Annotated in this window: 20 protein-coding genes and 1 pseudogene; 8 read left to right on the forward strand and 13 right to left on the reverse strand. The window is 64.1% G+C overall.

Annotation, left to right across the window (positions count from 1 at the left end):
* Positions 1–13: 13 nt before the first annotated feature.
* The 7 genes and pseudogenes from ACTJKT_RS09935 to ACTJKT_RS09965 all read right to left on the reverse strand — a co-directional run.
* Positions 14–190 (reverse strand): annotated as a pseudogene (locus ACTJKT_RS09935) (hemolysin secretion protein D); the annotation flags it as partial.
* A 2-nt stretch (positions 191–192) separates the two neighbouring features.
* Entirely contained in the window at positions 193–531 is a 339-nt protein-coding gene (locus ACTJKT_RS09940) for a hypothetical protein (RefSeq protein ID WP_440786948.1), read from the reverse strand.
* Between the two features lie 310 nt (positions 532–841).
* Positions 842–1,429: a DUF5625 family protein gene (locus ACTJKT_RS09945; RefSeq protein WP_440787038.1), complete on the reverse strand. Its 588-nt coding sequence runs from the start codon at positions 1,427–1,429 to the stop codon at positions 842–844.
* Between the two features lie 20 nt (positions 1,430–1,449).
* Positions 1,450–2,073: a hypothetical protein gene (locus ACTJKT_RS09950; RefSeq protein WP_440786949.1), complete on the reverse strand. Its 624-nt coding sequence runs from the start codon at positions 2,071–2,073 to the stop codon at positions 1,450–1,452.
* Positions 2,074–2,136: 63 nt separating this feature from the next.
* On the reverse strand, positions 2,137–3,552 hold the full coding sequence (locus ACTJKT_RS09955) for an HlyD family type I secretion periplasmic adaptor subunit (RefSeq protein ID WP_440786950.1): 1,416 nt from the start codon (positions 3,550–3,552) through the stop codon (positions 2,137–2,139).
* Between the two features lie 94 nt (positions 3,553–3,646).
* A complete protein-coding gene (locus tag ACTJKT_RS09960; protein ID WP_053280041.1) occupies positions 3,647–5,785 on the reverse strand; it encodes a type I secretion system permease/ATPase in 2,139 nt (712 codons plus the stop codon).
* A gap of 132 nt (positions 5,786–5,917) precedes the next feature.
* Positions 5,918–7,330 (reverse strand): TolC family outer membrane protein, encoded by a 1,413-nt coding sequence (locus ACTJKT_RS09965; protein ID WP_440786951.1) that lies wholly within the window; start codon positions 7,328–7,330, stop codon positions 5,918–5,920.
* Between the two features lie 368 nt (positions 7,331–7,698).
* Between ACTJKT_RS09965 and ACTJKT_RS09970 the strand changes: the two genes are divergently transcribed.
* Genes ACTJKT_RS09970 through ACTJKT_RS09980 form a run of 3 tightly spaced genes read left to right on the forward strand, consistent with a single transcriptional unit; the run spans position 7,699 to position 11,755 of the window.
* Positions 7,699–8,172, forward strand: a complete 474-nt coding sequence (locus ACTJKT_RS09970; protein ID WP_440786953.1) for a (2Fe-2S)-binding protein — start codon at positions 7,699–7,701, stop codon at positions 8,170–8,172.
* On the forward strand, positions 8,169–10,463 hold the full coding sequence (locus ACTJKT_RS09975; protein WP_440786954.1) for a molybdopterin cofactor-binding domain-containing protein: 2,295 nt from the start codon (positions 8,169–8,171) through the stop codon (positions 10,461–10,463). Before ACTJKT_RS09970 ends, ACTJKT_RS09975 begins: the two co-directional genes overlap by 4 nt.
* Positions 10,460–11,755: a cytochrome c gene (locus ACTJKT_RS09980; protein WP_440786955.1), complete on the forward strand. Its 1,296-nt coding sequence runs from the start codon at positions 10,460–10,462 to the stop codon at positions 11,753–11,755. Before ACTJKT_RS09975 ends, ACTJKT_RS09980 begins: the two co-directional genes overlap by 4 nt.
* A gap of 78 nt (positions 11,756–11,833) precedes the next feature.
* On the opposite strand, the gene ACTJKT_RS09985 is transcribed toward ACTJKT_RS09980, so the two are convergent.
* From ACTJKT_RS09985 to ACTJKT_RS10000, 4 genes are all read right to left on the reverse strand, one after another.
* Positions 11,834–12,112 carry a bacteriocin immunity protein gene (locus tag ACTJKT_RS09985; RefSeq protein ID WP_440786956.1) on the reverse strand — a complete coding sequence of 93 codons (279 nt, stop codon included), beginning with the start codon at positions 12,110–12,112 and terminating at the stop codon, positions 11,834–11,836.
* Between the two features lie 81 nt (positions 12,113–12,193).
* Entirely contained in the window at positions 12,194–12,448 is a 255-nt protein-coding gene (locus tag ACTJKT_RS09990; protein ID WP_440786957.1) for a bacteriocin immunity protein, read from the reverse strand.
* Positions 12,449–12,678: 230 nt separating this feature from the next.
* A complete protein-coding gene (locus tag ACTJKT_RS09995; RefSeq protein ID WP_440786958.1) occupies positions 12,679–14,175 on the reverse strand; it encodes a methyl-accepting chemotaxis protein in 1,497 nt (498 codons plus the stop codon).
* Positions 14,176–14,479: 304 nt separating this feature from the next.
* Positions 14,480–16,558, reverse strand: a complete 2,079-nt coding sequence (locus ACTJKT_RS10000; RefSeq protein ID WP_440787039.1) for a TonB-dependent siderophore receptor — start codon at positions 16,556–16,558, stop codon at positions 14,480–14,482.
* Positions 16,559–16,947: 389 nt separating this feature from the next.
* Here ACTJKT_RS10000 and ACTJKT_RS10005 point away from each other — a divergent pair, with 389 nt between their 5' ends.
* The 3 genes from ACTJKT_RS10005 to ACTJKT_RS10015 all read left to right on the forward strand — a co-directional run bounded on the left by ACTJKT_RS10005 (position 16,948) and on the right by ACTJKT_RS10015 (position 21,342).
* On the forward strand, positions 16,948–17,958 hold the full coding sequence (locus ACTJKT_RS10005; RefSeq protein WP_440786959.1) for an AraC family transcriptional regulator: 1,011 nt from the start codon (positions 16,948–16,950) through the stop codon (positions 17,956–17,958).
* A 193-nt stretch (positions 17,959–18,151) separates the two neighbouring features.
* Complete coding sequence (locus tag ACTJKT_RS10010; protein ID WP_440786960.1) at positions 18,152–18,991, forward strand: oxidoreductase; 840 nt, start codon at positions 18,152–18,154, stop codon at positions 18,989–18,991.
* A 125-nt stretch (positions 18,992–19,116) separates the two neighbouring features.
* Entirely contained in the window at positions 19,117–21,342 is a 2,226-nt protein-coding gene (locus tag ACTJKT_RS10015; protein ID WP_440786961.1) for a DNA/RNA non-specific endonuclease, read from the forward strand.
* Between the two features lie 12 nt (positions 21,343–21,354).
* Here the strand turns inward: ACTJKT_RS10015 and ACTJKT_RS10020 are convergent, their stop codons facing one another.
* Both ACTJKT_RS10020 and ACTJKT_RS10025 read right to left on the reverse strand, forming a co-directional pair.
* Positions 21,355–22,041 carry a GNAT family N-acetyltransferase gene (locus ACTJKT_RS10020; RefSeq protein WP_440786962.1) on the reverse strand — a complete coding sequence of 229 codons (687 nt, stop codon included), beginning with the start codon at positions 22,039–22,041 and terminating at the stop codon, positions 21,355–21,357.
* Between the two features lie 156 nt (positions 22,042–22,197).
* A complete protein-coding gene (locus ACTJKT_RS10025) occupies positions 22,198–22,809 on the reverse strand; it encodes a cell wall hydrolase (RefSeq protein ID WP_440786963.1) in 612 nt (203 codons plus the stop codon).
* A 225-nt stretch (positions 22,810–23,034) separates the two neighbouring features.
* Here ACTJKT_RS10025 and ACTJKT_RS10030 point away from each other — a divergent pair, with 225 nt between their 5' ends.
* Together ACTJKT_RS10030 and ACTJKT_RS10035 are read left to right on the forward strand one after the other, a co-directional pair.
* The gene (locus ACTJKT_RS10030; protein WP_440786964.1) at positions 23,035–23,901 is read left to right on the forward strand and encodes a CAP domain-containing protein; all 867 of its coding nucleotides are present in this window, start codon (positions 23,035–23,037) and stop codon (positions 23,899–23,901) included.
* Positions 23,902–24,295: 394 nt separating this feature from the next.
* Complete coding sequence (locus ACTJKT_RS10035) at positions 24,296–25,342, forward strand: class I SAM-dependent methyltransferase (RefSeq protein WP_440786965.1); 1,047 nt, start codon at positions 24,296–24,298, stop codon at positions 25,340–25,342.
* Positions 25,343–25,370: the final 28 nt, after the last annotated feature.

Below are 25,370 nucleotides of genomic sequence, written 5' to 3' on the forward strand. Positions count from 1 at the left end.
TGGCGAACAACCCTCAACACTCCCGCAAACTCTCACCCACATGCTGTTGCATCAGACTCAGAAAGTAGTCGATCACCCGGCGCTGGTCAGTCTTCACTTCCGCGGTGACCGACATGCCCAGCGACAGCGCCACGCGCTGGCCGTTGACCAGCAGGTGGTCGGCTTTCGGGCGGATGCGGATGCTGTAAACCCTTACCTAACTATTACCTGCTCAAGAAAACCCATTACAAACCTATCCATAAACTTTATGTCTTCATAGTTACGCGCATACTGATAAGACACCCGCAAATCTTTAAACAAACGCTTAGCCAGCCAGAAGCGCTCATGATCGGTGGTAAATACAGTCTCGCCTTCACCTCCGTCAAATGTGCGAGTAATAAGTCCCCCGTAGTCGTAGAACTCGACTCCCTCAACAACCTTGAACGGTTTCACCCCTTCTAAAAATGCCCCTTCCCGAAAAGAGGGTCGTAAAACCGGGAACATTCGAATCGTGATAACTGAGTTCCCTACTCGCGGTTTTACGACTTTCATGCTGGGGTACTCGATTGAAAGCGTCATGACTTCACCGCCCCCATTGTCCACCCAGCGACATTCGGACTCAGGAAGATTCAGCTCATATGAGTGATGACCATCCCTTCCCCCCTCAAACCTGCAGGACGCAGTAACCGAAGCAGAAAACAACAGGATTACAGCGATCAGCAAACTGCGTTGAAAGTGGATTATCGATAACATCTCCTGATCCCTCAATAATTAGTCAACGGGGATAGATTTATTTTTTAGAGCTGGATTCACCTAAAAACAAATCTGTCCCTTCAGTGCGTTACCAGCTTACAAAAACGCTTCAATGCTTGGGATTGTAATAACTAAACTCTACGTAGCTCTCGATACTGCGAAATGCCTGTACTTCCCCAAGAGTGCCGACTTCGACCGAATATTTCCCAGGCGACAATTCCAATGTCTTGATCAAACGCACCGCCGTGTTGATTCGCTGCCCCTGATAATCGAACGTCTGCCCCCAGTAGATACGCGTGGTCACTATGTTCCCGTCAAACACCGGCGTTCCATCTTTCAAGACCCGCAGATGCAGAGGAATCGCTACACCTTCCTTGTGGCTGGTGCCCAAGATTTCTTCCCGGCTGATTATTTCGTCCAGGGTGTTTCCCTGAACAAATAGCAAAGCGAATCTATAGTCAGCCGACTTGCTGACTACAAAATCTGCTGTGACTCTTTGTTCGGCCTGTGAAATATCAATGGGTTTGACCACCCATACCGGTGCAGAGCATGCCGCCAGCCAGATACAACTGAAAAAAATCAAGAACTTGCGCCAGACCTCGATCCTTGAAGCAACATTAAGAACCTTGCCAACCGAATAATATTTTTTATCCAAAAAGCGCGAAGCCCCTTGTAGCTGGTGGTCATTAAACGCCATCAATTCCACACACCACCTCCTTATTCAGCCAATACATTACCGAGGGCATCGAGAACAAAATCATCTACTGCCCTTACATCCGTAAGTTCCTTTGGGTATTGGTAGAAAACCCATGATCCGCTGCCATACAGGCGGTTCGCCCGGACCGTCGCCAGGTAGTCCGAGACATATACCGAGACACCGTCTTTCCCTGTGAACTTGCGCTCCTGAAAACCACCGACCTCATAACCCTCGATCCCGTCCGCCAGCGCCACGGGATGCTTCCCGCGCAGGTGCCTGTCGGCGTCGAAGCCTTCCATGGAAATACGTTCGATAAACAAAGCTATCGGGTAACGGCTGCCCTTGGCGTCGTCGCTGACCACCTCTGCCGTTGGATACTCAAGGGTGAATTCAATGCCGCTGCTGCCGTCATAACGCACCAGGCGACAGGTCTGCGGGCTCATGGAGAGTCGAAAAGCAGGCAGGTCCTGCTTGATGGGTGAAAACTCACACCCGGTAAAAACACTGCCATCCCCGATTGAATGAAGTTTCATGTAGGGGTTGTCTTGCGTGGTTGGCAGCAAGTAGTACACAAGCAGCACAACTGCCGCTGCCGCCCCGAGCCAATACAGGCTTCGGCTTACAGATCTGGCCATACCGGTCATTCCCCCCACGTTGAAAGAATCATTGATGCCTGGCGATACGCCGGGAACGTCACTTCAACAGCTCTAGCGCTCCCGCAAACTCTCATCCACATGCTGTTGCAACGGGCTCAGGAAGTAGTCGATCACCCGGCGCTGGTCGGTCTTCACTTCCGCAGTGATCGACATGCCCGGCGACAGCGCCACGCGTTGGCCGTTGACCAGCAGGTGGTCGGACTTCAGGCGGATGCGGCTGCTGTAGATCAGCCCGCGTTTTTCGTCCTCGATGGCATCGTTCGAGACACTCAGCACTTCGCCGTCGAGGGTGCCGTATTTGGTGAAGGTGAAGGTTTCCACCTTGACCGTGACCGACTGACCGGCGCGGACGAAACCCACGTCCTTGTTTTCCAGCATCGCTTCCACTTCTACCGGCTGGTCCGCGGGCACTATGACCATCAGCGGCTGGGCCGGGGTGACCACGCCGCCGACGGTGTGGATCGCCAGTTGTTGCACGGTGCCGTCCACCGGGGCCTTGAGGCTGGTCAGGGTTTCCTGGTAACGGGCCTTGGCCAGTTCCTGGACCAGGCTCGCGGCTTTCTGATTGGCCTCCTGTTGCAGGTCGAGCATGGCCCGGCGGTTCTGCGCGACCACGCCTTCGCGCCGGCGCCGCGCCTCAGCCTGGGCCGCGGTGGACTGCAAGACACTGGCCTGCTGCACGCTCAGCTGGCGCAGCAGGTCGAGGCGCGCCTGTTCCTTTTCCAGGTACTCATGGCGCGCCACGTACTGTTGCTCCAGCAGCCGCCGGTAGTCCTCGGCCAATTGCGTGGCGATCGGCACCGTTTGCCGCAGGCTGGCCACCTGGGCCTGGGCGGACTGGATTTCGGCGCTGCGCTGGAGGATTTCCGCGTCCACCAGCTCCAGGTTGCTGCGGTATTCCTGATACTGCCCCTGCAACCAGCGCTGGGCGCCGAGCACCTGCTCCGGGTTGGCATTGGCAATCGCGCCGATCAGCGATGCCGGCGGCTGTTGCCGATTGATCGCATCGAGCATGGCCGCACCACGGGCGCTGTCGACGTGGGCCGCCAGCAGTTCGTTCTGAATCCGCCTGACGTCGGCATCCGCCGCCGTCGGGTCGAGCTCCACCAGCAGCTCGCCGACTTTCACCGCCTGGCCGTCACTGACATGGATCGCCCTGACCACCGCCGTTTCGCTGGATTGAATCAGCTTGGTCTTGCCATTGGGCACTATCTTGCCCGGCGCGACCGCCACCACTTCGATCTTGCCGATAAAGGCCCACAGCAAGGCCAGCACGGCAAAGCCCAGGATGCTCCAGACAAAGATCCGCGGCGCCGGATGCACGGGGGTGTCCTGCAACTCCAGGGCGGCGGGCAGGAACTGCGCTTCATGGGGCAGGCGCTGCACGCTGTCCATGCGTTTGCGCTGGCGCCAGGACTCACGCCAGGCGTGGCGATAACGCTGCATTAACGAAGGCGTTGCGCTCATGGGAAATCGATCCTTGAATCCGGAATACGGTGAGTGCCGGCGCGCCTGGAATCCTGCGCGCCGGGGCGGTCATGACAAGCGGCGGAAGGACTGCTCAACCCTGCTGCATGCGGTGCAGGCGCGAATAGTGGCCGGCCTGGTGCGCCAGCAGTTCGGCATGGTTGCCCTGCTCGACGATCTGCCCGCGGTCGACCACCAGGATGCGGTTGGCATCGCGTACCGCCGACAACCGGTGAGCGATGATGATCACCGTGCGCCCGGCGCAGATGCTTTGCATGTTCTGCTGGATGATCCGTTCGGACTCGTAGTCCAGCGCACTGGTGGCCTCGTCGAAAATCAGGATCCGCGGGTTGCCGATCAGGGCCCGGGCGATGGCGATGCGTTGCCGCTGGCCGCCGGACAGCGAGGTGCCATGCTCCCCGACCATGGTGTCGTAGCCTTCGGGCAGTTCCAGGATGAATTCGTGGGCCCCGGCCATGCTGGCGGCATGCATCACCGTTTCCAGCGGCACGCCCGGATCGCTCAGGGCGATGTTTTCCCGGATGCTGCGGTTGAACAGCATGTTGTCCTGCAACACCACGCCGATCTGCCGGCGCAGGGAGGAAACGTCCGCCAGCGCCAGGTCCATGCCGTCCACCAGCACCCGCCCACGCTCGGGCACATACAGGCGCTGGAGCAGGCGGGTCAGCGTGCTTTTACCCGAGCCGGAACGCCCCACCACGCCAATCACTTCGCCGGCGGCGATCTGCAGGTTGATCCCGCGCAGGATTTCCGAACCGTCGGCGCGATAACGGAAATGCACCTGGTCGAATTCGATCTGCCCCCTGAGGGGCGGCAAGGCGCTGCGGGTGGCCTGGGACAGCTCGGTGCGGGTGTTGAGGATATCGCCCAGGCGCTGCACCGAAACGCCGGTCTGCTGGAAGCTGGTCCACAACTGCGCCAGGCGCATGATCGGGCCGCTGACCCGGCCGGCCAGCATGTTGAAGGCGATCAGTTCGCCCACCGACAGCTGCCCGTCGATCACCAGCCGCGCGCCCAGCCAGAGGGTCGCCACAGTCACCAGTTTGCCAATCAGCGACACGCTCTCGTTGGCGATGGTGGACAAGGTCTGGGTCTTGAACCCGGCCGCGACATAAGCCGCCATCTGGTTGTCCCACTTGCGAATCGCCTGGGGCTCGACGGCCATGGATTTCACCGTGTCGATGCCGTTCACCGTCTCCACCAGGAACGCCTGGTTCTCCGCGCCGCGCGTGAAACTGTCCTGCAAGCGGGCGCGCAACAGCGGGGTGACAAACAGCGAGACCAGCACGTACAGGGGCAGCGACAACAGCACCACCAGGGTCAGCCAGCCGCTGTAGTAGAACATCACCAGGATGAACACCAGCGAGAACAGCACGTCCAGCAACAAGGTAATGGCGTTGCCGGTCAGGAAGCTGCGGATGTTCTCCAGCTCACGCACCCTGGCCACCGAATCGCCGACCCGGCGCGCCTGGAAATACGCCAGCGGCAGGTTGATCAGATGACGGAACAGGCGCGAGCCCAGCTCCACATCGATCCGGCTGGCGGTATGGGCGAACACGTAGCTGCGCAAACCGCTCAAGGCCGATTCGAACAGCATGATGCCCAGCAACCCCGCGGCGATGACATCCAGGGTGGTCAGCCCGTGGTGCACCAGCACCTTGTCCATCACCACCTGGAAAAACAACGGCGTCACCAGGGCAAACAGCTGCAGGGCAAAGGACACCAGCAGCACTTCGCCGAGCAACTTGCGGTATTTGACGATGGCGGGAATGAACCAGGTGAAATCGAACCGCGAGGTTTCCCCCGGCAACCCGGCCTCGGAGCGCAGCAGCACCAGCTCGCCGGTCCAGCGTGCGGCCAGGGCCTCGAAGGAGATGACCTCAGGCCGGTCCGCACGCGGGTCCTGGATCAGCGCCTGGCCTTGGTCGAGCTTGGCAATGATGAAGAATGTGCCGTCGCCATCGGCCGCGATCGCCGGCAATGGCGTGCGCTCCAGGCGAGCGATGGAAGTGCTGACCGACTTGGCCTTGAGCCCCAGCTTGCGGGCGGCGAGCAGCAGTTCGCGCTGGGTGAACGGCTGGTTCTCGGGAGCGAATTCGTGGGCCAGTTGCTCGGCGGATGCCGCCACCGAATGAAACCGGGCCAGCATCACCAGACAGACCAGGCCAGTGTCTGGTGTGGGCGACTCAGCGCCCCTTCCTTGTTCGCTCATAAGCTTCCATGCATGCCGCGTTGCGGCCGTAAAGTCCTAATATTTCAAGATGTTATATCAAACCTGAAACAATTAGTATCAATACGATATCATTGATTGAGATTTATTTCACTCGATTGTATGAACCGCCCATCAGAGCGCCTTGCGCTCCTGCGGTGGCAGGAAATCCCGATCGGCGTCGTAGTCTTTCGTCAGGTACATCGCCAGATCGCTCAGGTCCTTCGGGCTCAGGGTTCCCGCCGCCTGCTTGAGCTTGAGGGTGTCGATGATGTAGTCGTAGCGCGCGTTGTTGTACTCACGCACCGCGCTGTACAGCTGGCGCTGGGCATTGAGCACATCCGCGGTGTTACGCGAGCCCAGGTCCCGCCCGACCTGGTTGGCCTTGACCGAAGCCTGGCCGGAACGAATCGTCTGCCGGCGGGCAATGACCTGCTCGATATCGGAATTCACCGCGCGGTAGAAATTGCGCGTGTTCTGCACCACTTCACGGCGGCGGTCCTCGCGCTCGTCTTCACTCTGGGCCAGCCGCTCGGTCGCTTCGCGCACCTGGGAACGGGTCATGCCGCCGGAGTACAGCGGAATATTCAGCTCCAGGCCGATGCTGCTTTGCGTGACATTGCCTCGATAGCCATCCCGCCCGAAGTCGGTGGGGTTGCTGTAGCCGAAGCTGTCGTTTTCACCTTTGCGCCAGGACGCCACCGCATCGAGGGTCGGCGCATAACCGGCCTTGCGCTGGCGATTGGTCTGTTCGGCGGCAATCACCGCGTAGCTGCTGGCCTGCAACGCCAGGTTCTGGCGCACCGCGCGGCTGACCCATTCGTTGGCATCGTTGGGCACCGGCAGCTCCACCGGCAGTTGATGCTGAATGCCCTCGATCGTCGAATAGTCCTGGCGGGTCAAACGGGACAAGGCCTCGAAGGCATCCTCGACCTTGCGCTCGGCGAGTTTGCGATTGGCGTCGGCGTTGTCATGGGCGGCCTGGGCGTCGAGCACATCGGTGATGCTCGAGGCGCCATTCTCCAGGCGGGCCTGGGCCTGTTGCTGTTGGCGCTTGAGCGCCGCTTCCTCGGCCTTGGAGGCGGCGAGCAGGTCCAGGGCGCGCAAGGTTTCGAAATAGGCCTGGGCCGTGGTCAGCACCAGCCCCTGCTCCTTCGCGCCCAATTCAAGCTCGGCCTGGGCGGTGCTGGCATGGGCCGCTTCCAGTTGAAACCAACGATCGGCACGAAACAGCGGCTGGTTGAGATTGGCCTGGAATACTGTGGTACTGCGGGTGCGGGTCAGGCCCGGTTCATCCCGCTCCAGACGCACCGATTCCACAGTGCTGCCGGCATTGAGCGTGGGCAGTAACCCGGCCCGGGCCTGGGGGACGCTTTCGCGCTGGGCCTGGTACTCGTGGCGCGCCGCGGACAGCTGGGCGTCATGCTCGACGGCCTGGCGGTAAACCTGCAGCAGCTCGGCGCGCTGGGCGCCTGGATCGGCGAAAGCCGGCAGCGTCACCGTTGCCAGGATGAGCAAGGGCGAGAAAAAACGGGGGGAGTGAGTCATAACAATCCATGTCGCATTCGGGTAAAACGGTTCAGCCAGGCTGATCAGGGCGCGCATCCTACGCCCTGCCCAAGACTGTCACAAGCGACAATTGTGGCTACTAGCCATCATTTTCTCAGGAGCTTTCTCAGGAGCTTGCTCAGATAAAACCGAATCGCCCCCTGGCTTTGGCCTACAAAAAACCAGAATCGTCTTATTTATCGAGCCACCTCAAACGCCGCATGCTTCGCCCCCGCCAATCTGCCCAGCACCTGAGCCCAACCCTGTTGTCCAGTCCCTGACCGGGGCGCGTTGCCGGCTCACACCTGCCCTGACCGCTGTCGCGTTCTCCGCGCGCCACGCCACTCACTCACAGGACCCAAGCTGCCATGACTTTTACCCTCAACGGCCGCCGCCTTTTACTGGATCAGCTGCCGCCAAACACACCTCTGCTGTATGCCCTGCGCAACGACTTCGGCCTCAATGGCCCCAAATACGGCTGCGGCCTGGGGCAATGCGGCGCCTGCACGGTGCTGGTGGACGGTGTCGCCGCCCGCTCCTGCACCCTGCCGCTGTCCAGCGTGCAGGGCAGACAGGTCACCACCCTGGAAGGCCTGAAGCAGGAAGAGCGCCTGCACCCGGTGCAGCAGGCGTTCATCGATGAGCAGGCTGCGCAATGCGGCTATTGCAGCAACGGCATGATCATGACCCTGGTGGCGCTGTTCGAGCGCGAACCCGAGGCCGACGAGCAACGGATCAAGAACGAACTGGCCTACAACCTCTGCCGCTGCGGCGCGCACTTCGAGATCCTGCAAGCCGCGTCCAGGGCTCGCCAGCTGCTGGCAGAGCGGGGTCGACCATGAACGACCTGCCGTTGACCCGTCGCCGCCTGCTCCAGGCCGGCGGCCTGATCATGATCAGCACCCTGCTGCCCAAACCGCTGCTGGCCATGGCCGAAACCCGCAACCCGACTGCGTTGCCAACGGACCCGACGCCAGACCATGTCGACAGCTTTATCGCCCTGGGCGCCGACGGCCGCGTGACCGCGTTCTGCGGTCATGTCGATCTCGGCACCGGGGTGCGCACCGCGCTGGCGCAGCTCGTCGCCGATGAACTGGATGTCGACTTCGAGCAGGTGCGGATGATTCTCGGCGACACCGCCAGCACCCCGGACCAGGGCCCGACCATCGCCAGCGCGACGCTGCAGGTCAGCGCCCTGCCCCTGCGCCAGGCCGCCGCCCAGTTGCGCCGGTGGCTGCTGGAAGGCGCAGCGGAAATCCTCGACCAGCCGCTTGCCGGGTTGCGGGTTGAACGAGGGCAGATCTACGCCAGCGCTCGCCCCAAACGGCGCCTGAGCTATGCCGAACTGGCCCGCGGACAGGACCTGCATCTGCCCCTGGACCCGCGCGTCGAACTCAAGGCCGTCGGCGCCGGTCGTTATGTCGGCCAGTCCACCCCACGCGTGGACATCCCGGCCAAGGTCAGCGGCCAGCTGACCTATGTCCACGACCTGCGCCTGGACGGCATGCTCCACGGTCGCGTGGTACGCCCGCCCTACCCCGGCGCCGATGCCAGCGCGCCCTTGGGCCATGCGCTGATCGCGGTGGACGTGGCGTCCATCGCGCACTTGCCGGGCATCGTCAAACTGGTGGTGATCGGTGACTTTGTCGGCATAGTCGCCGAGCGCGAGGAGCAGGCCATAGCCGCCATGCGCCAGCTCAAGGTCCAGTGGAAACCCTGGGACGCGCTGCCCGACCTGCGGCCGGATGCACTGCGCAAGACGCTCCTGGCCCACCCCAAGCAAGACCGGGTACTACGCGACGATCCCGATTTCGACAGCCGCCTGGGCAAGCTCAACAGCCCGCTCAATGTCGACTATGTCTGGCCCTATCACCTGCATGCCTCCATCGGACCCTCCTGCGCGGTGGCGATGGTCGATGCCGAACGCACCGAGGTCTGGACCGGCAGCCAGAACCCCCACGACCTGCGCAAGGACATCGCCCTGCTGCTGGGGCGCCCGCCGCAACAGGTGCAGGTCAACCGCATGGAGGCCTCCGGCTGTTACGGACGCAACTGCGCCGACGATGTGGCCGCCGATGCCGCCCTGCTGTCCCAGGCGGTCGGGCGGCCGGTGCGGGTGCAACTGATGCGCGAACAGGAAGCCGGCTGGGAACCCAAGGGCACCGCGCAACTGATGCAGGTCCGCGGTGGCCTCGACGGCAAACGCGAAGTGGCCGCCTACGAATTGAAAACCTGCTATCCCTCGAACAACGCCCGCACCCTGGCGCTGTTGCTCACCGGCACAGTCGCCAACCGCCCCGACATCCAGCAGATGGGCGACCGCACGGCGATCCCGCAATACCGCTTCCCACAGATGCGCATCGTCTGCCAGGACGCCGCGCCGATCGTCCGCGCCTCGTGGATGCGCGGGGTTTCGGCGCTGCCCAATGTTTTCGCCCACGAATCCTGGATCGACGAACTGGCCTACATCGCCCAGCAGGACCCGATCGCCTTCCGCCTGCGCTACCTGGACGATCCGCGCGCCCTGGCGTTGATCGAGGCGCTGAAAAAGCAGGCCGACTGGCAGGACGGCAGCGCTCACCGCAACCCGGCACCGCCGTCACAGGAATGGGTCAAGGGCCGGGGTTTTGCCTATGCCCGTTATTTCCACAGCAAGTTCCCCGGCTTCGGCGCCGCCTGGGCCGCCTGGGTCTGCGACCTGAGCGTCAACCGCCGCACCGGGCAGATCCGCCTGGACAAGATCTTCGTCAGCCACGACTGCGGGCGCATGGTCAACCCGGCCGGGGTCCGGCACCAGGTGCACGGCAATATCGTCCAGTCGTGCAGCCGGGTGCTCAAGGAATACGTCAGCTTCGACCGCCGCGGCAGCACCTCCCTGGAATGGGGCGGGTATCCGATCCTGCGCTTCGACGAATTGCCGGAAGTGGATGTGCAACTGCTGGACCGCCCGGAACAACCGTCCATGGGCGCCGGCGAGTCGGCCTCGGTCCCCAGTGCCGCAGCCATCGCCAATGCGATTTTCGATGCGGTCGGCGTGCGCCTGCGGCAAGTGCCCTTCACCCCGGGGAGGGTGTTGCAAGCCTTGCAGCGAGCCCCCGGCGCTGACCGCCCTGGCCTGGAGCCCCGCCCATGAGCACACTCAAGACCATCGCCGGATGGAGCCTGACTGCCTTGAGCCTGGCCGTCACCGCGGGCGTGTTCCTCAGCTGGCAGCCGGCGATCGCGCCTCTGGACAATCACGACACCCAGTTCTTCAGCCACGCGCAAATCGCCAAGGGCGAGCAACTCGCGGCCCTGGGCGATTGCGCGGTCTGCCATACCGCGCCGGGCGGGGCCCGCAACGCCGGCGGCCTGGCCATGCGCATCCCGTTCGGCACCCTGTACAGCACCAACATCACCCCCGATCCAGAGACTGGGATCGGCAGCTGGTCCTATCCGGCCTTCGAGCGCGCCATGCGCCACGGCATCGACCGCGGCGGGCGCTACCTGTATCCGGCATTTCCCTATACCGCCTTCACCAAGACCCGCGACGAGGACCTCAAGGCGCTCTACGCCTACCTGATGAGCCAGCCGCCAGTCCGCCACCAGCCACCGCAGACCGACCTGCATTTCCCCTTCAATATCCGCCCGGGCATCCTTGCCTGGAACTGGCTCTACCTCAGCCCCGGCGCCATGGCCGACGATCCCGGGCGCAGCGCCCAGTGGAACCGGGGTGCCTACCTGAGCGAAGGCCTGGGACACTGCAGCGCCTGCCACTCGCCCCGCGACCCATTGTTTGGCGAACGCGGCGGTCGGCGCCACCTGAGCGGCGGCATTGCCGAAGACTGGAGCGCCCATGCCTTGGCCGGCGGCAAGGCGCCGCTGGCCTGGACCGAACAGGACCTGCTGGACTTCCTGAGCCACGGCTACAGCCCGCGCCACGGCGTCGCCGCCGGCCCCATGGCCCCAGTGATCCACGAAGGCCTGGCGCAACTGCCGGAGGCCGATCTACAGGCCATCGCCCATTACCTGTCCAGCCTGCAACCGGCCAGCGCCACACCAGCCAGCGCCGCCACCCTGAACCGCCAGGCCGAGCAACGCACCGAGCCCCTCGGCTCCCCTGGCGCCCGCCTGTTCTCGGGGGCCTGCATGGCCTGCCACGCCCAGGAAAAAGGCCCGACCCTGACCGGCATGCGCCCCTCCCTGGCCCTCAACAGCAACCTCTACGCCGACAGCCCCGACAACGCCATCCGCATAATCCTCGAAGGCATCGCCCAACCGGCCAACCCGGAACTGGGCTACATGCCCGCGTTCCGCCACAGCCTCGACGACCAACAGATCGCCGACCTGCTGAGCTTCCTGCGCCAGAACCTGGCGGGCCAGGCACCCTGGAAAGAAGTGCAACAACGCGTCAGCCAGATACGCGCCAGCCTGCCGCCCGGCTGACCTGTTCCCAGCCATGAAAAAGCCCCGCATGAGCGGGGCTTTTTATCGGTTCTGTTTGGTGCTCAACAAGGTGGGGCATCACGCCTTGAAGCCAGGTAAACCGTTCGCGGCCCGCCATGCTTTCACCTCACTCAAGACCGCCTCAGGACTGTCTTCAATACCGTTTTGATCCGGGTAGTAAATGAGTCCATAACCCGCCGGATGCCCGGTGACTTTCTCAAAATGACTGGCCAGCGTACTCAGATACTTTTCGAGTTGGGCCCCTTCAAGGTCATTGGTTTCACTGAAGAACTCATTGATCAGCTGTAGGAACTCACACTCTGTGTAGTGCTCAAGCCGGGTCTTATCTAAAGACATGGCAGCTAACCTTGAGCGATGCTTTTGGAGATATCACTTTTGATGAACCTGATATCAGACGCTCGCCCTCGCCTTCGATCATCACCGTTTGAATCCCGGTAGCCCATTCGCCGCACGCCACGCTTTCACAACTCGCGTGATGTCTTCGGCGGTTCCCTTTGAACCGTCCTCCGGGTAGTAAATCAAATCGGTTCCGTCTGGATGACCGGTAATCTCGCAGAACTTCTCTAGAAGATCGTCAAGCACACTGTCGGTTGCGGTCGTGTTAGCGGCGAGCAGTTCTTTCAGATAGCTGACAAATTCATCTTCGGTAAAGTCAGTGATGCTGTTCTTCATTGATAAACGTCATCCTTTTCGGTGAATGTCGATGTGATGTTTCGGTGTAATGACACTCAGGCTGTCGATATCTCAAGTTGGCGAAACAGCTCGCCCTTGGAAACTTGGAGAACTCTGAGATTGACGTCGACCGGTCTGAATGACCTGTAGTCCGGATTCCGCTCAGGGCCTGCGAACCAGCAGCAGTGATGGCGCCCGCTGCTTATCGGCAAGCAAGCACCGCTCCCCTGTTACTTATGAAACGTCTGCCCCAACGCCTCCAGGCGGATCGCGATCGGCGGCAGGCGCTGGCTGCTCAGGGCCAGGCTGCCCATGTCGTCGGCGGTGTTCTGGGCGATGGCCTGGACCGAGTGCAGGCGGCCGACTATGTCGAGGCTGGCGCTGGATTGTTCGCGGGTGGTGCTGACGATGCGGCCGTTGAGTTGGTCGATATGGGAGATGTCGGCGCCCACGGCCTGGAACATCGCGGAGGCCTGGCGGCTGTCTTCGACGCAGCGCTGGGCGCCTTCGCGGCTGTCGTGCATGGCTTCGGCGGCCTGGCGGCTGCCCTGTTGCAGGGCTTCGATGATGGTCTTGATTTCCTGGGTGGACAGCGCAGTGCGCTGGGCCAGGTTGCGCACCTCATCGGCGACCACGGCGAAACCGCGGCCCTGCTCGCCGGCGCGGGCGGCCTCGATGGCGGCGTTGAGGGCCAGCAGGTTGGTCTGGGCGGCGATGCTGCCGATCACTTCCAGCACGTTGCCGATCTGTTCCGCCTGCCCCGCCAGCCGTTGCACGGTTTCGTTGGTGCCGTTGATGCGTGAGGCCAACTGGGTGATTTCCGCCTGGGCGCGGTCGACGCTTTGCTGGCCGCGGCTGATTTGCGCGCTGGCCTGGCCGGCGCGCTCGACCGCCTGTTCGACGTGCACCGCGATGTCGCCCATGGCATCGCCCATGCGCTGCATGGAGCCGGTCATCTGGGTGATTTCCGTCAACTGGTGCTGGGCGCCCTGCTCCAGGGTCTGGCTGGTTTTCGCCAGGTCCTGGCCCAGTTCGCGCAGGCCATGGGTGTCCCGCACCACCCCATCCACCAGAGCGGTGATCTGCTGCATGAAGTGGTCGAAACGCTGGGCCAGCGACACATGCTCCTTGCCGCTTTCGCCCTGATGAACCTCGACCGTCAGCTGGGACGTGGCGGCGAGCATCTTGTCCAGCATGTCCTGGCTCTCCACCGCGTCGGCATGGCTGTGCACCGCCAGGTACAGCAGGATCACCGTCTCCACCACCACATAGAAGGCGTGCACCGCCACCATGCCGAAACCGCCGTGATGGGCCATGACATAGACCGGAAAGCCCTGGTGCTGCAGCACATGAAACACCACGTGATGCAGGGCGATGGTCACCGCCGCCAGCAGGATCGGCAGCCAGTCGCGATAGAAGGTCAGCACCGCCAGCAGCACGAAAATGCCGAAGTGCGCTTCGATCAGGCCCTTGGCCTGGTTGATGTGCAGCGCCGCCATGAGCATGAAGCCGATGGCGATGCAGCAGCGCATCAGGCGCGTGCCGCTGATGGCGCGGTACAGCAGGCTCAGGACCAGGGTGGTGCCGCCGCCCACCAGCAGCGCCTGGGTGAAGGTGTCGTGCCAGAACGCCAGGCCCAGGGCATAGGCGAACATCAGCCAGATCAGGCCCATCATGATGCGGTCGGCTTTGCGGTAATGCTCGAGAAAACGCGGGGGGAAAGCCATGCACTCTTACTCCATGTACGTGACGGGAAGAAAAACGGCAGAGGGCAAAACGGGATGACCGCTTTCGGCGAGCGGTTCAGTCAGCAACGATAGTGGCAAATTGCCAAAATCGCCTTTCAACTATCGACATGGCCACAGCTTTCTTGACGCCAGGCCACGGGGAATCGGGCCGCGGGCGGGCAAAGTCGGGAGATTGGCGGGAATGCCATGAAGGGCGGAATGGGCGGGGGGAATAGCGACAGCGGGGCAACGGCTGCCGCCGACGCGCCACCCTGCAGGGCGACGCGCAGCGGTCCGGGTGTTGTCAGAAAGTCACGCTGGCACTCAGGCGTGCGGTGCGTGGCTCGCCGACATTGACCTGCAGCTGGCTGCCGGTGGACGACGGGTAGTACTGCTTGTCGAACAGGTTGTCGACGTTGAACTGCAGGCTGGTTTTGTAGCCGAACAGCGGCGACTCCCAACGCACGAAAGCATCGGCCACTGTGTAGCTGCTGAGCCAGAAATCGTTGGCGTTGTTGGCCGCGCGCTCGCCGACATAACGGGCGCCGCCGCCCGCATGCCAGGCGCCGAATTCCGCAGGTACGTTCAGGTGATGACTGAGGTACAGGCTGGCGGTGTGCTTGGGGGCGTTGGCCAGGCGATGACCTTCATTGCTCGGGTCGTCGAGGATTTCCGTGTGGTTGTAGGCGTAGGTGCCGATCAGGTCCCAGCGCTCGGCGATGCGCCCGGTGACGTCCAGCTCCACGCCCTGGGAACCGACCTTGCCGGCGGCTTCCGAGAGGCTTACGCCATTGACAGTGGTAGTGGTCACCACGTTCTTCTTCTCGATGTCGTACAGCGCCAGGTTGATGTTCAGGCCCGGCAGCGGATCGTACTTGGCCCCCACCTCGTAGCTGCGGCCCTCTTCCGGATCGAAGGTGTTGCCGGCGTCGTCGACATCGGTGTTGGGCTTGAACGAACGGCTGTAGTTGCCGTACAGCGACAGGCTGTCGGTGGCCTTGAACACCAGGCCGAGGAAGGGTACGAAGGTATCGCCGTTGCTGTCGCGGTTGACTGTGTAACTGCGGCCCAGGCCCTGGTCGCTGTACTGGTCGTAATGCTGCTGGCGACCGCCGAAGACCAGGATCCACTGGTCGTCCAAGTGCCAGTTGTCCTTGAAGTACACCGAGCTCGAGGTCAGCTGGTTGCGCAGATTGCTTTGGGTGGCGCTGACCAGGCTCGGCTCGGCCAGCTTGCCGTAGACCGGCGAGGTGATGTTGAAACCGACCTGGGCAGTGTTGCGGTAGGTCTTGCCGCGGTACTGGTCGGAGTGCTCGCTGTCGACACCCACCAGCAGGTCATGGCGCTGGCCGAACAGCTCCTGCTGGCCGATGAAGTCCCAGCTGGCGTAGCGGGTTTCGTCGTCGTAGTGGGCGCCGTTGGCGGCCCGGCGCAGGGTGTTGCCGGTCAGGCTGTTGGGCTGGGCGATCGACAGGCTGTAGCGGTCGTTGTTCCAGCCGTAGGTGACGCGGGTTTTCCAGGCGTCGCTCAACTGATACTCGAAGCGCGCGCTGGCCACTTCACGGATACCGACGCTTTTCGCCCAGCGCTCGTCCAGGCGCTTGTCGTAGTCGATGTCCGCCGGATGCCCGTTGGTGAATACGGTGCCGCGGTCGAAGGGGTTGGAATAGTCGTTGTATTCGTAGTTCAGGGTCAGGCTGGCGCGCTCGCCGGTCCAGGTCAGCGACGGCGCCACCAGGGTGTGCTCGTTGACCCCGTAGTTGCGCCAGTAATCCTCATGGCCGCGCTCGGCGATCAGGCGGTAGGCCAGGCCGGTATCCCCCAGCGGCCCGGTGGTGTCCAGGGCCATGGTGCCGCCGCCTTCGCTGTAGGCTGAGCCGCTGAGGGTGGTGCTCTGGGTGTACTCCGGCTGCTTGCTGATGATGTTCACCAGTCCGCCCGGCTCCAGCGCGCCGTAGAGCATCGAGGCCGGGCCCTTGAGCACCTCGACCCGCTCGGTGGTGGCGCTGAAGTTCTGCCCCAGGTTGGAACGCACGCCATCGCGCAGGATCGAGCCGTCGTCGTTGGTGCCGAACCCGCGCTTGACCAGCGAGTCCCGGGAGCCGCCCAGGGTGTTGCCCTGGCTGACGCCGCTGACGAACTTCATGGCGTCCTCCAGCGAGCGCACCTGATAGTCGGCCAGGGTCTGCTGGGTCACCACGTTGATCGACTGCGCCTCCTCCTTGATCGGCACATTGCTCTTGCTCGCCGTGCTGGCCTGCGAGGTGGTGTAGCCGGTGTCCTGGCTGAGGCGATCGGCCTGGATATCGGTGGTCGGCAGCTCGACCGCCTCCTGTGCCCACAGCGGGCTGGCGACCAGACAGCAAGACAGTGTCGGCAACATGCGTTTGATCAGGGTTTTACGACGGGCACGCGGACAGGATGGCTTCAAGATGGGCACTCGAGGGAGGGATGTTAATAGCAATGATTATCATTGTAATGAGCGTCTCATTCGCAGTAAATCCCTCAAACCTGCTGCGCAATAGGTTTTTTCATGCCGTCATCGGCACCCGATTGGCCAATTCATGCCAAAGGCCGTGAGCATCACGCGTTTTCCAACCCCATGGCGCTCCCTCGGCAAACAGCCAGCGGGACGATCCTAGGGATCAGGCGCCTGCGCACTGGCGCCAATTGCCGGCAGCCTGGCGCGCTCCGAATGCCAGGAATCCTCTTGGCCCCCCTATACTCGACCTCCACATCCACCGTCCTTCTCCGCACAGCGCAAGAGGTTCGATGACCCGCAATCAGTCTTTCCCCCTCGACATCGGATGGCAGCTGATCCTCAAGGACTTGGGCTTTCAGCCCGCCCACGTGCTGCGTCGCGCGGGCTTGCCGCAAGACCTGCTGTCTCGCCCGGGCCAGAGCCTTTCCACGACGCAGTACCTGCGCTTCTGGCAAAGCCTCGAGGACGAGGCCGCGGATCCGCTGTTTGCACTGCGGATCATCGAGTCGGTCTCGGCGGAGTCGTTCAACCCACCGGTGTTCGCCGCGCTGTGCAGCGCCAATCTGATGCAGGCCGTCCAGCGCCTGGCCAAGTACAAGCAACTGGTGGCGCCGATGAGCCTGGACATCGAGGTCGCCGGCAACGGCGACCTGAGACTCTCGCCGCGTTGGCTGCTGGCCCGGGGCGACATCCCCTATTCGCTGCAGGTCGCGGAGCTGGCGTTCTTTGTCCGGCTGGCGCGGCTGGCGACCCGCGAACCGGTGAACGCCCTCGGTGTAACGCTCCCCGCGCTCCCCCCCGCCGCCCATGCCCGCCAGTATGCAAGCTTCTTCGGAGTGCCCGTGCAACGCGGCGCCAACCTGAGCATCCGCTTCGCCGCGGTCGATGCCCTGCGCCCCTTCCTGACCCTCAACGAAGGGATGTGGCGGGTCTTCGAGCCCGACCTGCGTCGACGCCTGAGTGAACTCGATGCCACGGCGGCGACCGCCGAACGGGTGCGCGCCCTGCTGCTGGAGTTGCTGCCAAGCAATGCGGCCAGCATCGAGGAGGTCGCCGCCCGCCTGTGCATGAGCAAGCGCACCTTGCAGCGGCGCCTGGAGGACGAAGGCGAGAACTTCCGCGCGCTGCTCAACGGCACGCGGGAAAGCCTGGCACGCCACTATCTGGAAAACACCGCCCTGTCCGGTACGGAAATCGCCTTTCTGCTCGGTTTCGAAGACCCGAACTCCTTTTACCGCGCCTTCCTCGACTGGACCGGGCAGACCCCCGATCGCGCCCGCCACGCCCTGCGCCTGAACTGAAACTGCCGGGCCAGGGCGCTCCTGTGCCCATCGCGCAATCGGCCCGGAAAACCCTCGATGGCCGTGGCGCTGTTTGCAAGTTCGATGGCGCCAAGCGCTAGAGCGCCGGCGCCGCCATCCCCCTAAAGTTCCCCCCACGGATGGCGGCCCGAGCTGGCTTGCCGGCCCCTTCTCAATCAGAGGATCGACAGACATGAACAGCAAAGTTGCCTTGGTAACGGGCGCCTCTTCCGGCATTGGCGAGGCCACCGCCCTCAAGTTGAAAGCCCTGGGTTATACGGTGTATGCCGCCGCCCGCCGGGTCGAGCGCATGCACCCGCTCGCGCAGGCCGGCCTGCATGTGCTGCCCCTGGACGTGACCGACGATGCCTCGATGCAGGCCTGCGTGCAGGACATTCTCGCCCGGTCGGGGCGTATCGACGTGCTGGTCAACAACGCCGGCTATGGATCCTACGGCGCGGTGGAGGATGTGCCGAGCGACGAAGCCCGTGCCCAGTTCGAGGTCAATGTGTTCGGCGCCGTCCGCTTGATCCAGTTGGTGTTGCCGCAGATGCGCGTGCAGCGCTCGGGGACGATCATCAACATCACCTCGATGGGCGGCAAGATGCACACGCCGCTGGGCGCCTGGTACCACGGCACCAAGTTCGCCCTGGAAGCGATCAGCGATTGCCTGCGCCTGGAGGTGCAGCCTTTCGGTATCGATGTGGTGGTGATCGAGCCGGGCGGCATCAAGACCGAGTGGGCGGACATCGCGGCGCAGAAAGTCGTCGAGACCTCGGGCCGTGGGCCCTACGCTCCCCAGGCGCAAGCCATGGCGCGGTCCATGGTCGGCGAGACCAGCCGCAAGTATCAGTCACCGCCGCAAGTCATCGCCGATACCATCGCCAGGGCTGTCAACGCCCGCCGACCTAAGACCCGCTATGCCGTCGGGTTCGGGGCCAAACCGCTGATCTTCTTGCGCAGGCTGCTTTCCGACCGCGCCTTTGACGGCCTTATGCGCCTGGCCACCGGTATCTCCCGCCCGGTCAGCTGAGCCGCCTTTCACCCTGTATGCCGCCCACGGATCCGACGAGCCGGCATGTCGCCAGCCGTCTGCCGCGGCACTTGTTGTCTACGCTCAAATCGACAGCCCGAAAGGAATCCCGTACCCGCCAGGAGGTGCCCTTGAGCAAGACGCCAGATGCCGTTGCCACTGCCCGCCGAAGCAACATGGCCAAGGCCCTCGAACGCTGGAACCGGCAAGCCGCTGCCCGCAGCGAATCGCTGTCGCGCATTCGCGAGCTGGGCCCAGGCGCCGGCGACTCGCCGCAACAGCTGGCCAAGTGGATCGCCCGCGAGAATGCCCGCTCCGTGCTGGTCAGGGCCGGGCTGGAGCGACGGATCGGCACCTGGGACCCGACCTTCTACGCCCCCAGCGAAGCCGCCCGCCAGGCGGCAAGGCCGGTGGCGCGCCTGGTCAACGCGCCCCAGCCGGGGACGGTGGTCGAGGGCTTCGCCACCGGTTTCCTGGTGTCCCCCAACCTGCTGCTGACCAACCAGCATGTGTTTCCCAGGGATGTGGACGCGGTGGACTGCGCCGCCAACTTTCTCTACGAAAGGCTGGAGCGCGGGATCAACGAAGGCAGCTACTTCAACCTGCTGCCAGATCAGTTCTACTTCGCCGACGAGGCGCTGGACTTCTGCCTGGTGGCCATCTCGCCGCAAGGCAGCCGCGGCGAAGCGCTGGCGGACTACGGCTGCATCCGCCTGATCGAGGCCACCGGCAAGACCCTGCGCGGCCGCCCGATGAACATCATCCAGCACCCCGAGGGCGGCCCGCGCCAATACGCCACCACCCATAACCGCCTGCTGGACATTCTCGACCAGGGGTTCCTGCACTACGAAACCGACACCGCCGAAGGCGCCTCCGGCTCCCCGGTGTTCAGCGACAACTGGGAGCTGATCGCCCTGCACCACTGCGGCATTCCGCGGACCGACGAAGCCGGCAACATTCTCAAGACCGACCACAGCATCTGGAACCCCGAAGGCGACGAGGAAAGCACGGTGGACTGGGTGGCCAACGAGGGCACCCGGGTCAGCAGCATCGTCAGCGCGCTCAAGGCCCTGCAACTGAGCGGCAAGCCGGCCGAGCTGCTGGCCCAGCTCATGGAGCTGACCCCCGACCCGCTGGCCGCGCTCAGCGTCAACGAAACCCTGCCCGCTGCGCCACACCGCCCAGGAGCGCCCGATATGTCGCAGAACATCTTTCATATCTCCGGCCCCACCACCATCAACATCGTCAGCCACGCCGCGGACAACCCGGCCAGCGTCATGCCCATCCTCAACCTGGCGCCCGCCGAGCCGGTGCCCGCCGCGCCGGCCCCGGCAGCCGCGGCGCTGGAAAGGACCCTGACCTTCGACCTCGACTACGCCACCCGCAAAGGCTACGACCCGGACTTTCTCGGGGTGCCCGTCCCGCCGCCCGCAATCGAGGGCGCGCGGCTGCCCCAGCTCTACCGGGTCGGCGACTACCGCGAACACCTCGCCTCGGCCCGCAACGTACCGCCGGTGCGGCTTGCCGGCCTGGATGACCAGGCGCCGCTGGCCCTGCCCTACCACCACTATTCGCTGGTGATGAACAAGGATTACCGCATGCCGATGTGGACCGCCTGCAATGTCGACTACCGGCCCGAGGTCCGTGGCGATACCCGCGCGCGCAAGAAGTACGGTGGCGAAAGCTGGCGCCTCGACCGCCGGGTGCCGAGCCGCTACCAGCTCACCAACGGCGATATCTACGGGCCGGCCGGCAACTTCGATCGCGGCCATGTCGTGCGCCGCGAAGACAGCTGCTGGGGGCAGCCGGGGCTCGATACCGAGTACGCCAACGCCGACACCTACCACTGGACCAACTGCACGCCGCAGCACGAGCTGTTCAACCAGGAATCGCCCGACGGTGCCGAATACCGCAATCGCAAAGGGGTCTGGGGTTACTTCGAAAACGAGCTGGCCGAACAGATCGAAGCGGGCGGCGGCCAGGCAATCATCTTCGCCGGCCCGGTACTGGACCAGACCTCCTGCCTGGAACAGGACTTCGGCAAGGGCCCGGTGCGCTACCCGACCCGCTTCTGGAAAATCGTCATAGTGCCCAAGGACGAATCGCGCACCCCGGAACTGCTGGCCTACGGATTCCTGTTCGATCAGAGCGAGGTGATCAAGGAGTTCGGCCTCGACGTCAAGGAAGCCGCCCTGGACCTGGCCAACGCCTTCCAGAAGCAGAGGGTGCCGCTCACGGCCATCTGCCTGCTCACGGGGATTTCCCTGGCGCCGTCGATCATGGCCGCCGACCAGTACCAGCAGCCAGACCGCCCGATACCAGGGGTCTGGCGGCTGAAACCCGACAGGTGAAAGCGAGCGACCTCAGCCCTGCCCCAGGCGTTCGCGGACCAGCGCCTGGGCGTTGCGGGTCATCTGGTCCAGGTGGCGGTCACGCTGTTTCTCGGCATCGAGCATCGCCCGCTTGCCATGCTTTTGCAGCAGGTAGCTGTGAATCTGCCGCACCTCCAGCGAGCGATAGATAGGCGCCGTGTCCAGCAGGCCCATCAAGCCATCGGTAGCCTGATCGCGGGTGTTCATCAGCACCTGCGGACCGCGCACGCCCAGCACCTGGAAGCCCAGCGCTTCGAACCAGGCCACCTTGCCCGCCGCGCAGGTCAGTTCGGCATGGGGGTAGCGCTCGCGCATCTGCGCCAGCAGCGCCCGCGCGATCCCCTGCCGGCGATGGCTGGCCCGCACCGCCATATAGGCCACGCCGCACGCCTCGGGATCGTCCTTGACCGGCAGGTACAGCACAAAGCCCAGCACCTGTTCCGGGTCGTCATCGTCAGTGGCCACCAGCAGTTCCACGGCGATGCCCCGGGAGCCGTCCAGGGCCTGCAGATACAGATGCACTTCGTAGCCGATGGCGTACTGGTAGATGTTGTACAGCAGGTTGCTGGGCGGGATCGCTACCGCGCTGATGTCGGTCAGGTAGTCGACCACCATCTGCAGGATCTGGCTGTTGATGGCCTCCGGGCACGGGGTCTGAAAGTGACTGATGGTGGGCATTGCGCGGAGGGCTCCAAAGGTTGAGGCATGCCTGGGCAGCAGGCGTCGGCGGCGGGCCGGGCATGATACTCCGCCCGCGTATTTGACGCAGTCCCTGTAGGAGCGAGCTTGCTCGCGATAGCGNCTCGCTCCTACAGATGGCCTGGGTAAACCGGGCTAACGGGCGCTGTCGCCTGGCGGCTTGTAGAACAGGAACTTGCCGGTCTCGGCGGTCTTGCGGTATTGCCTGGCCCAATCGGGGCTCACACGCCGGTCGTGGAAATACAGGGCGCCGTGGGTGCGGTCCCGGAGTTGCTGGTTGAGCGCCTTGCGCGCGATTTCCTTGGCCGCGATGTAGGGTTCGTCTTCCTGCACCTGATCCGGACGCCCGTCGCACCACCAGGAAAACTGGCAGGCACGCTGCTCCGAACCCTGCTTGACCACCGCGCACACCGTATCGGGAAACCCCTCATGACCGAGCCGGTTGAGCACCACGCTGGCCACGGCTTCCATGTCGGCGGCGGCCCCGCCCTTGGCTTCCCAGTAGATGGAGCGCGCCAGGCAGGTGATGGCGTCGTCCAGCGGCGCGGCGCCGGCCGGGTCCACGACCTGGGCTTCGCCGGGAGTCAGGGTCTTGCTGCGTGGCGCCTGCTGCTGGTCCGCAGCTTTCTGTTCCAGGACCTGGGCCTTGTCCTGCGCCACTTCGGGGTCCGCCTTTTCCCCCGCGGCCATCGCCAGCCCCCCGCACAGGAGGATCAGAAGACCGCCGGCAATCGCTGTCGGGCGCATGTGTGCACCTTCGCCAAAGGCCCGATCCGGGCACGGGAAAGTCGCCGCCAGCCCGCAGGTTGGCGGCGACTGGAGTTGAGTGTAGTTCGCCGCCGGCCAGCCGTAACCGGCGCCGCGCCGGCAACAGGGAGGGCGGATAACGGCGCCCGTTTTCTGCAAAAAGACATTGCGCCGACCGGGGCGAAATCGCGCATCATGGGCGCAATTCGCTCAAGGGAGACCTCCATGCGCTGCCTATCCTCCGCTCTGCCACTGACCCTGTTGTCGCTCCCCCTGTTGTCGATGAGCCTGGCGTTCGCCACCACCGCCGTGGCGAGCGACGAGACGCAACTGGTGACCTCGATCAATAGCTACCGCAGCCAGGTCCAGCGCTGCGCCGGCCAGGTGTCCCAGGAGCTGCCGCCACTGGCCGCCGACCCGCGCCTGGTGCTGCCCGCCAACAGCATCGGCAACCTGCAGCAAGCCCTGGCCAGCAGCGCCTACCCGATGGTCAATGTGCAGGCCATCAGCCTGTCCGGGCCGCGCAATGCCCAGGCGGCCATGAAGGCGGTGCAGGAAAGTTTCTGCCAGGTGGTGCTGGACCCGCAGTTCGTCGATATCGGCGTCAGCCGCACCGGCCAGGACTGGCGCATCGTCCTCGCCCGGCCGCTGCTGACCGCGCGCCTCGGCGACTGGCAGGCGGAAGGCCAGAAGCTCCTGGAAAGCCTCAACAGCGCCCGCGCGCAGCCGCGCCAGTGCGGCAACCAGATCTTCGCCGCCGCCACCCCGCTGGCCTGGAACGCCACCCTGGCCAGCGCGGCCCAGGACCATACCCGGGACATGGCCAACCACAACTTCTTCGATCACAAGGACCGCGACGGCCGTACCCCCGGCGACCGCGCCGAACTGGCGGGTTATGCCGGCCAGCAGATCGGCGAGAACATCGCCGCCGGCCAGGACAGCGTGCGCAAGGTGGTCGATGGCTGGCTGGCCAGCCCCGGCCATTGCGCCAACCTGATGAACCCGCAGTATCGCGAGCTGGGCGCGTCCTATGCGGTCGACCCGAAAAGCGATGCCGGCATCTACTGGACCGCGATGTTCGGCACGCCTTGAAGGCCTGACCGACATTGCCCAAGGGCGCCGTCATCGGTGCCCTGCCCCCTCATCGGCCAACCCCGCGACGCCCCTGCCAGCGAACTAGACTGACTCATCTACCGGCCAGGAATCGCTTCCTCCGGGCGCTCCCGGAAACCCGCGCGCAGCCTCGCCTGCCGTCACGTGTTCGGCGCCCAGCCCCGATGGCTACCCTGATGTTCCTGAACGGTATACACGCACCCGTCCCACGCTGGAGGCGCCCGTGCGTCAGCTCGTCAGAGCACGGGCCTGCCCTGTCAGGCCCACTCCTTCGGCGCCGCCGGGACATGGCCTCCCCGCGTGCGCCGCGTATCTCCATCCGGCCACTGCCGGGCCATCTGCGGCAGTGCCCTTCACAGCGGAGGACAAGGCTATGGACGAAGCCAAGCTCAACGATTTCATGGGCAAACTGGTGTCAGACATGGGCGGCGCGGCGATGCTCGCCAATATGATTCTCGGCGAAGAACTGGGCCTGTACCGGGCCATGGCCGACAGTCGCTTCATCAGCCCCGAAGCGCTGGCCGCCAAGACCGGCTGCAATGCGCGGCTGCTGCGCGAATGGCTGAGCGCCCATGCCGCGTCCGGCTACATGGAACACCTCGACGGCCAGTTCCGCCTGCCGGAAGAACAGGCCCAGGCGCTGGCCATCGAGGATTCGCCGGTGTACGTGGCCGGTGGCGCCGTAGTGGTCTCTGCGCTGTTTCACGACAAGGACAAACTGCTGGCGGCGATGCGTGGCGACGGCGCCCTGGCCTGGGGCGATCACCACCCCTGCATGTTCAGCGGCACCGAGCGCTTCTTCCGCCCCGGCTATCGGGCGCACCTGGTGGCCGAGTGGCTGCCGGCCCTGGACGGCGTGGTGGAGAAACTGCAGGCCGGGGCCAAGGTGGCGGACGTCGGCTGCGGGCATGGCGCCTCGACGGTGATCATGGCCCAGGCCTTTCCCGCCTCGCAGTTTTTCGGCTTCGACTACCACCAGCCATCCATCGCCACCGCGACGCAACGGGCCGAGGAAGCCGGCGTGACCAACAATGTGCACTTCGCCCAGGCCAGCGCCAAGACCTTTCCCGACCACGGCTATGACCTGATCTGTTACTTCGACTGCCTGCACGACATGGGCGACCCGGTGGGCGCCGCGCGGCATGCCTTCCAGTCGCTGAAAGACGACGGCAGCGTGCTGCTGGTCGAGCCGTTCGCCAACGATCGACTGGACCAGAACATCACCCCGGTCGGCCGGCTGTTCTATGCCGCGTCGACCTTTATCTGCACGCCCAACTCGTTGTCCCAGGAAGTTGGCCTGGGCCTCGGTGCCCAGGCCGGCGAAGCGCGCCTGCGCAAGGTCTTCAGCGAAGCCGGTTTCAGCCAGTTCCGCCGGGCCGCGGAAACGCCGTTCAACCTGATTCTCGAAGCCCGCAAATAAAAACACAGTCCTGTAGGAGCGAAGCTTG

Source organism: Pseudomonas sp. 22526, from assembly GCF_052044735.1.
Lineage (GTDB): Bacteria > Pseudomonadota > Gammaproteobacteria > Pseudomonadales > Pseudomonadaceae > Aquipseudomonas > Aquipseudomonas piscium.

What these genes read in the sequence shown, in the direction of transcription:
- ACTJKT_RS09940 (WP_440786948.1), bottom strand. Translation starts at nt 531, where the DNA reads ATGAAAGTCGTAAAACCGCGAGTAGGGAACTCAGTTATCACGATTCGA.
- ACTJKT_RS09945 (WP_440787038.1), bottom strand. Translation starts at nt 1,429, where the DNA reads ATGGCGTTTAATGACCACCAGCTACAAGGGGCTTCGCGCTTTTTGGAT.
- ACTJKT_RS09950 (WP_440786949.1), bottom strand. Translation starts at nt 2,073, where the DNA reads ATGACCGGTATGGCCAGATCTGTAAGCCGAAGCCTGTATTGGCTCGGG.
- ACTJKT_RS09955 (WP_440786950.1), bottom strand. Translation starts at nt 3,552, where the DNA reads ATGAGCGCAACGCCTTCGTTAATGCAGCGTTATCGCCACGCCTGGCGT.
- ACTJKT_RS09960 (WP_053280041.1), bottom strand. Translation starts at nt 5,785, where the DNA reads ATGAGCGAACAAGGAAGGGGCGCTGAGTCGCCCACACCAGACACTGGC.
- ACTJKT_RS09965 (WP_440786951.1), bottom strand. Translation starts at nt 7,330, where the DNA reads ATGACTCACTCCCCCCGTTTTTTCTCGCCCTTGCTCATCCTGGCAACG.
- ACTJKT_RS09970 (WP_440786953.1), top strand. Translation starts at nt 7,699, where the DNA reads ATGACTTTTACCCTCAACGGCCGCCGCCTTTTACTGGATCAGCTGCCG.
- ACTJKT_RS09975 (WP_440786954.1), top strand. Translation starts at nt 8,169, where the DNA reads ATGAACGACCTGCCGTTGACCCGTCGCCGCCTGCTCCAGGCCGGCGGC.
- ACTJKT_RS09980 (WP_440786955.1), top strand. Translation starts at nt 10,460, where the DNA reads ATGAGCACACTCAAGACCATCGCCGGATGGAGCCTGACTGCCTTGAGC.
- ACTJKT_RS09985 (WP_440786956.1), bottom strand. Translation starts at nt 12,112, where the DNA reads ATGTCTTTAGATAAGACCCGGCTTGAGCACTACACAGAGTGTGAGTTC.
- ACTJKT_RS09990 (WP_440786957.1), bottom strand. Translation starts at nt 12,448, where the DNA reads ATGAAGAACAGCATCACTGACTTTACCGAAGATGAATTTGTCAGCTAT.
- ACTJKT_RS09995 (WP_440786958.1), bottom strand. Translation starts at nt 14,175, where the DNA reads ATGGCTTTCCCCCCGCGTTTTCTCGAGCATTACCGCAAAGCCGACCGC.
- ACTJKT_RS10000 (WP_440787039.1), bottom strand. Translation starts at nt 16,558, where the DNA reads ATGTTGCCGACACTGTCTTGCTGTCTGGTCGCCAGCCCGCTGTGGGCA.
- ACTJKT_RS10005 (WP_440786959.1), top strand. Translation starts at nt 16,948, where the DNA reads ATGACCCGCAATCAGTCTTTCCCCCTCGACATCGGATGGCAGCTGATC.
- ACTJKT_RS10010 (WP_440786960.1), top strand. Translation starts at nt 18,152, where the DNA reads ATGAACAGCAAAGTTGCCTTGGTAACGGGCGCCTCTTCCGGCATTGGC.
- ACTJKT_RS10020 (WP_440786962.1), bottom strand. Translation starts at nt 22,041, where the DNA reads ATGCCCACCATCAGTCACTTTCAGACCCCGTGCCCGGAGGCCATCAAC.
- ACTJKT_RS10025 (WP_440786963.1), bottom strand. Translation starts at nt 22,809, where the DNA reads ATGCGCCCGACAGCGATTGCCGGCGGTCTTCTGATCCTCCTGTGCGGG.
- ACTJKT_RS10030 (WP_440786964.1), top strand. Translation starts at nt 23,035, where the DNA reads ATGCGCTGCCTATCCTCCGCTCTGCCACTGACCCTGTTGTCGCTCCCC.
- ACTJKT_RS10035 (WP_440786965.1), top strand. Translation starts at nt 24,296, where the DNA reads ATGGACGAAGCCAAGCTCAACGATTTCATGGGCAAACTGGTGTCAGAC.